This window comes from Arenimonas sp. (assembly GCF_019459675.1).
GTDB lineage: Bacteria > Pseudomonadota > Gammaproteobacteria > Xanthomonadales > Xanthomonadaceae > Arenimonas.
The window spans coordinates 24,604-31,247 of record NZ_JAIBFH010000011.1; the positions used below are offsets into that span (position 1 = coordinate 24,604).

Consider the following 6,644-nt stretch of genomic DNA (forward strand, 5'->3'; position numbering starts at 1 on the left):
CGATGGGAGAACCGCCGGGAACGGGTTCGAAGGCCTCAGGCGTCGGAGCGTTTCGCGCCCACGGCCAGGCCGGCCTTCAGGCTCGCCTCGATGAACTCATCCAGGTCGCCGTTGAGCACCTTGTCGGTGTCCGAGCGCTCGATGCCCGTGCGCAGGTCCTTGATGCGGCTCTGGTCCAGCACGTAGTTGCGGATCTGGCTGCCCCAGCCGATCTCGGACTTGGTGGCTTCCACCGCGTCCTTTTCAGTATTGCGCTTCTGCACCTCGAGCTCGTAGAGCTTGGCGGCCAGCATCTGCATGGCGGTGGCGCGGTTCTGGTGCTGGCTGCGGCCGTTCTGGCAGGCCACCACGATGTTGGTGGGGATGTGCGTGATGCGCACCGCCGACTCGGTCTTGTTCACGTGCTGGCCGCCGGCGCCGGACGACCGGTACACGTCGGTGCGCAGGTCGGCCGGGTTGATGACGATGTCGATGTTGTCATCCACTTCGGGCGACACGAACAGCGAAGTGAAGCTGGTGTGGCGGCGGTTGTCGGAGTCGAACGGCGACTTGCGCACCAGGCGGTGCACGCCGGTCTCGGTCTTGAGCCAGCCATAGGCGTATTCGCCCTCGACCCGGAACGTGGCCGATTTGATGCCGGCGACGTCGCCGCCGCTGACTTCCATCAGCTCGGTTTTCCAGCCGCGCGATTCGCACCAGCGCAGGTACATGCGCAGCAGGATCTCGGCCCAGTCCTGGGCTTCGGTGCCGCCGGCGCCGGCCTGGATGTCCACGAAGGCGTTGTTGGCGTCCATCTTGCCGGAGAACATGCGCCGGAACTCGAGCTGCTCGACTTCCTTGGCGGTCTTCTCGACGTCCTCGACCACGGCGGCGACCGTGTCGGCGTCGTCCTCCATCTCGGCCAGGTCGATCAGCTCGTTGCCGCCGACCAGGTTGTCGGTGAGCGAACGGATGCCGTTGACGACTTTCTCCAGCGACGAGCGCTCGCGGCCCAGGGCCTGGGCGTGCTCGGCGTTGTTCCAGACATCGGGGCTTTCGAGCTCCCGGTTTACTTCTTCGAGACGCTCGACCTTGATGTCGAAGTCAAAGATACCCCCTGAGCGAATCCAGCCGACCCTTGAGGTCGGCGATTCGCTGGCGGATGGGACTGAGTTCCATGGGTCTTCCGCAGTGGCTTGGATCGGTCGGCAATGATACCGCACGCGCCGCGGTTGGCGCCGCGCTCAGTCGGCAGGCAGCCAGTGGCGCACCAGCAGCTGCACGCTGCGCCGGCCGCCCCAGTCGTCGAGTTCGAGCTGGTAGGCGGCGTGGATGCGCGCGGACGGCGCCGCGCCGGTCCAGCCGCCGAACTGGATCGCCGACAGCGGTGCCCCGCCCTGCTCCGAGATCAGGCTGAGCTTGAGGTGGCGCTCGCCGATCTGGCGCCACTGCAGCACTTTGAACACGCCGTCGAACAGCGGCTCGGGGAACCCCTGGCCCCAGGGGCCGGCCAGCCGCAGCTGTTCGGCCAGGGGGCGGCCGAGTTCGCCGGCCGTCAGTTCGCCGTCGCTGTAGAGCTCCGAGCGCAGCTGCTCGGGTGTCAGCATCGTCGCGACCTGGGCCTCGACGGCCGCCCGGAAGCGATCGAAGTGGTCGGCCGCCAGGCTCAGTCCTGCCGCCATGGCGTGGCCGCCGAAGCGCTCCACCAGGCCCGGATTGCGCGCATCCACCGCCGCCAGCACGTCGCGGATGTGCAGCCCGGGGATGGAGCGCGCGGATCCCTTGAGCAGGTGGCTGCCCGGCTCGGACGGCGCGAAAGCGAACACCGGCCGGTACCAGCGGTCCTTGAGCCGCGATGCCACCAGGCCCACCACGCCGGGGTGCCAGCCGTCGTCGCGCAGGCACAGCACCGGCGGCAGGCAGTCATCGTCGAGGGGAACGGCGGCCACCAGCGCTTCGGCGTCATCCACCATCTGCTGCTGGATGCCTTTGCGCTCGCCGTTGATGCGGTCGAGCACGCTGGCCAGCTCGCGGGCGCGCGCGGGGTCGTCGCACAGCAGGCATTCGATGCCCAGCGCCATGTCTTCCAGCCGGCCCGCGGCGTTCAGGCGGGGCGCGATGCCAAAGCCGATGTCGCTGGCGGTGAGCTGCGACAGGTCCTTGCCCGCCAGTTCGGCCAGCGCCTGCAGCCCCGGCTGGCACTGGCCCTGGCGCAGGCGGCGCAGTCCGGCCGACACCAGCAGGCGGTTGTTGTAGTCCAGCGGCACCAGGTCGGCGACGGTGCCCACGGCCACCAGGTCCAGCAGCGACGACAGGTCCGGTTCGCCAGCGGCGAAGGCTCCGGCGTCGCGCAGATGGCGGCGCAGCGCCAGCAGCAGGTAGAACACCACGCCCACGCCCGCCAGCGCCTTGCTGGGAAAGGCGTCGCCGCCCAGGTTGGGATTGACGATGACATCCGCCCCGGGAAGCGTTTCGCCGGGCAGGTGGTGGTCGGTGACCAGCACCTGCCAACCGCGCGCCTTGGCCGCGGCGACACCGGCGTGGCAGGCGATGCCGCTGTCCACCGTCAAGACCAGGTCGGGCGCGAACGCGTCCAGGTGCTCCACCAGCGCCGGCGACAGACCATAACCGTGGGTCACGCGGTGCGGCACCTGGTAGCCCACGCGCGTGGCGCCCAGAAGCCGCAGCCCGCGCACCGCCACCGCCGTGCCGGTGGCACCGTCGCAGTCGAAATCGCCCACCACGATGATGTGCTTGTGGCCGGCGATGGCCCGGGCCAACAGCTCCGCCGCTTCCGACAGCTGGCCCAGGGCGTCGGGCGGCAGCAGGCGCGCCAGCTTCAGCTCGCCTTCGGCCGGCGTGCAGACGCCGCGCGCGGCATAGATGCGCTGCAGTGCCGGCGACACGCTGTCGGGCCAGGGGCCGTGCGGGGGAACCTCGCGCCGCCGTATCCGGACTGCGGCGGACCTCACGCCAGCCTGGCCAGGGGCCGCCGCCACCAGCGCCAGCGCTGGGCGGCGCGGAGCGAAAAGCGCGCGCCGTCGGCGAAATCGAGCACCATTTCGTCGCGGCCCAGCTCCCTCAGGCCCGGCAGCAGGCGCTGTTCCACCGCCGACCAGTCGCGGACCTGGCGCAGGTCCAGCAGCTGGGGGCCATCGTCGGTGCCGCGTATGCCGGCCAGCTGCGCCAGCGAAAGCAGCTCGGGCTCCTGGCTGGCGACGGCCGTGAACACGCTGCGCACGTGGTCGGGCAGTCGGCCTGCGCCCCAGAAGCAGAGGCTGTTGACGGCAGGCTTGCCCGCCTTCGTGCGCAGCTCGTTCACCGGGTGGTTGTGCAGGATCACCTGCGCTTCGTTGAGCAGCGCGCGCCACCGGCGCCCCTCGGGGCCGTCGGGCAGGTGTGCGAACAGGTCGTCGCCCAGCACCGCGTCGGGCGCCGAAAACGGCGGCAGCCTGGATTCAACGGGCAGCGCCACGTACCAGCGCGACGGCACCGGCGCCGACAGCTGGAAGCCCAGGTCGCCGAACAGGGGCCGCAGCGGCGCCAGCAGTGCCTGGGCCTCTTCGGCACTCAGGCCCAGCTCGCCGATCGCCAGCACCCGGGCACCGTTCATGTCCGGGCGCACGTGGGCGGGGTCGGCGCGCAGCCACCGGTGCAGCACCGCGTCGCCGGCGTCGCGCTGGCGGGTGATGGCCGCCATGGGCCAGCCGCGCGGCAGCAGGTCGAAATGGCGCAGCAGCTGGGCTTTCTCGCCCGGCTCGGCGTCGGCCGGGCGGTCTGCGCGGGCAAGGAACCTGCCCGTTTCAGCGCCCACCGGCTGGCCGGCGAAGCGCCGCCGCTCGGACAGCAGGACGCAAAGGGCGGGCGGCGTCGCGGCGGCGGGCGAAACCATGGGCCGCGATCAGCCGTCGTAACGCACGGCGATGATGTCGTAGTCGCGATCGCCCGCTGGCGCCAGGATGGTGACGGTGTCGCCTTCATGCTTGCCGATGAGCGCGCGCGACAGCGGCGACGAGATCGAGATCAGGCCGCGCTTGATGTCCGATTCCAGGTCGCCAACAATCTGGTAGGTGACCTCGTCGCCCGAGTCGCAGTCGGCCAGTTCCACCGTGGCGCCGAACACCACGCGGGTACCGGCGTTGAGGCTGGCCACGTCGATCAGCTGGCAGTGCGACAGCACGAACTCGAGCTCCTGGATGCGGCCTTCGATGAACCCCTGCTGCTCACGGGCGGCATGGTACTCGGCGTTTTCCTTCAGGTCGCCGTGGGCGCGGGCTTCGGCGATGGCGGCGATCACGGCCGGTCGCTTGACTGTCTTGAGATGTTCAAGCTCGTCGCGCAGGCGCTGGGCGCCCTTGAGGGTAAGCGGTGCAATCGCGGTCATCCGTGCAATTCCTTGTGCAGTTCCTGCAGCGACCACACGCGCGGGTTGCCGCGGGTGTCGGTGGCGCGGATCAGGGCGCGTGCGCCCGGGATGGTGGTGGAATACGTGAGGCGGTGCTGCAGCGCCTCGCGCCGGATCGAGAACGAGTCGGCAATGGCCTGTTTGCCCTCGGTGGTGTTGATGATGTAGCAGATCTCGCCGTTCTTGATCAGGTCGACGATGTGCGGACGGCCCTCGATCACCTTGTTGATGCGCTCGCAGGTGATGCCTTCGCCGTTGAGGAATTTGGCCGTGCCTTCGGTGGCCACCAGGGTGTAGCCGCGCTCGATCAGGTCATGGGCCACCGGCAGCAGCCGCTTCTTGTCGGGATCACGCACCGACACGAAAGCCTTGCCGGGCGACGGCGACTTGATGTTCGCGGCCTCCTCGGCGCGGCCGAAGGCCTCGGCGAAGGTGCGGCCCACGCCCATCACTTCGCCGGTGGAGCGCATTTCCGGCCCCAGGATCGGGTCCACGCCCTGGAACTTGGCGAACGGGAAGATGGCTTCCTTCACCGAGAAATACCCGGGAATGATTTCCCTGGTGGCGCCCTGCTCGGCCAGGCTCTTGCCGGCCATGCAGCGCGCGGCGATCTTGGCCAGCGGGACCCCGATGGCCTTGGACACGAACGGCACCGTGCGCGACGCGCGCGGGTTCACTTCCAGCAGGAAGATGGTTTCCACGCCTTCGCCGTCGGTCTGGATCGCGAACTGGGTGTTCATCAGGCCGATCACCTTGAGCGCGCGCGCCAGCTGGGTCACCTGCACGCGCAGCTTGTCCTGGGTGGCGGCCGACAGCGTATACGGCGGCAGCGAGCACGACGAGTCGCCCGAGTGCACGCCGGCTTCCTCGATGTGCTCCATGATGCCGCCGATCAGCACGTTGCCCTGTGCGTCGGCGATCACGTCAACGTCCACTTCCACGGCGTTGTCCAGGAAGCTGTCGAGCAGCACGGGGGAATCGTTCGACACCTGCACCGCCTCGCGGATGTAGCGCGACAGGTCGGCGTCGGAATACACCACTTCCATCGCCCGGCCGCCCAGCACGTAGCTCGGGCGCACCACCAGCGGGTAGCCGATCTGGTTGGCCAGGGTGATCGCCTGCTCGGCGTTGCGCGCGGTGCGGTTGGGCGGCTGCAGCAGGCCCAGTTCCTCCACCAGCTTCTGGAACCGCTCGCGGTCCTCGGCCAGGTCGATGCTGTCGGGGCTGGTGCCGATGATGGGCACGCCGGCGGCCTCCAGCGCACGCGACAGCTTGAGCGGGGTCTGGCCGCCGTACTGCACGATCACGCCCTTGGGCTTCTCGACCTCCACGATCTCCAGCACGTCTTCCAGCGTCACCGGCTCGAAGTACAGGCGGTCGGAGGTGTCGTAGTCGGTGGACACGGTTTCGGGGTTGCAGTTGACCATGATGGTTTCATAGCCGTCCTCGCGCAGCGCCAGCGACGCATGCACGCAGCAGTAGTCGAACTCGATGCCCTGGCCGATGCGGTTGGGACCGCCGCCCAGCACCATGATCTTGTCGCGGGTGCTGGGCATGGCCTCGCACTCGTCCTCGTAGGTCGAATACAGGTAGGCGGTGGACGTGGCGAACTCGGCGGCGCAGCTGTCCACCCGCTTGTAGACCGGGCGCACGCCGAAAGCCCGGCGCAGGGCGCGCACCGCAGATTCATCGGTGCCGGCCAGCTGGGCCAGGCGCGCGTCGGCGAAGCCCATGCGCTTGAGTTCACGCAGGCGCGCGGCATCCAGCGCCGGCAGGCCGGCGGCGGCCACGTCCTTCTCGGTGGCGACGATTTCTTCGATCTGGTCCAGGAACCACGGGTCGATGAAGCTCAGGCCGTACACGTCCTCCACCGTCAGGCCGGCGCGGAAGGCCTCGGCCACCTGGAACAGGCGCTCCGGCCCGGGCTCCTTGAGCTCGCGCCTGATCCGCAGCAGGCCTTCCTCGCCGTCGGCGGCCGCGCCGGTGGGGTCGAAACCAACCTTGCCGGTCTCCAGCCCGCGCAGGGCCTTCTGCATCGACTCCTGGAACGTGCGGCCAATCGCCATCACCTCGCCCACCGACTTCATCTGGGGGGTGAGGCGGGCGTCGGCGGTCGGGAACTTCTCGAACGCGAAGCGCGGGATCTTGGTCACTACGTAGTCGATCGCAGGCTCGAACGAAGCCGGCGTGGCGCCGCCCGTGATGTCGTTGCGAAGCTCGTCCAGCGTGTAGCCCACGGCCAGCTTGGCGGCGATCTTGG

At 69.3% G+C, this 6,644-nt stretch carries 5 protein-coding genes; all 5 read right to left on the reverse strand.

Annotation, left to right across the window (positions count from 1 at the left end):
• Positions 1-35: 35 nt before the first annotated feature.
• Positions 36-1,158, reverse strand: a protein-coding gene (gene prfB / locus K0M70_RS00495) for a peptide chain release factor 2 (protein WP_290777831.1) whose coding sequence is annotated in 2 segments (ribosomal slippage) — positions 36-1,085 and positions 1,087-1,158 — 1,122 coding nt in all. Because the reading frame shifts where the segments join, the coding sequence is not laid out codon by codon here.
• A gap of 65 nt (positions 1,159-1,223) precedes the next feature.
• Positions 1,224-2,951, reverse strand: a complete 1,728-nt coding sequence (gene recJ / locus K0M70_RS00500) for a single-stranded-DNA-specific exonuclease RecJ (RefSeq protein WP_290777834.1) — start codon at positions 2,949-2,951, stop codon at positions 1,224-1,226.
• Complete coding sequence (locus tag K0M70_RS00505) at positions 2,948-3,871, reverse strand: phosphoglycerate mutase (RefSeq protein ID WP_290777837.1); 924 nt, start codon at positions 3,869-3,871, stop codon at positions 2,948-2,950. Before K0M70_RS00505 ends, recJ begins: the two co-directional genes overlap by 4 nt.
• Positions 3,872-3,880: 9 nt before the next feature.
• Positions 3,881-4,363 carry a transcription elongation factor GreA gene (gene greA, locus K0M70_RS00510; protein WP_290777840.1) on the reverse strand — a complete coding sequence of 161 codons (483 nt, stop codon included), beginning with the start codon at positions 4,361-4,363 and terminating at the stop codon, positions 3,881-3,883.
• A partial coding sequence (gene carB / locus K0M70_RS00515) for a carbamoyl-phosphate synthase large subunit (protein WP_290777843.1) occupies positions 4,360-6,644 on the reverse strand: 2,285 nt, incomplete at its 5' end. The genes greA and carB, both read right to left, overlap by 4 nt.

Coding starts and splice junctions, on each gene's coding strand:
- K0M70_RS00505 (WP_290777837.1), bottom strand. CDS start 3,871: ATGGTTTCGCCCGCCGCCGCGACGCCGCCCGCCCTTTGCGTCCTGCTG.
- greA (WP_290777840.1), bottom strand. CDS start 4,363: ATGACCGCGATTGCACCGCTTACCCTCAAGGGCGCCCAGCGCCTGCGC.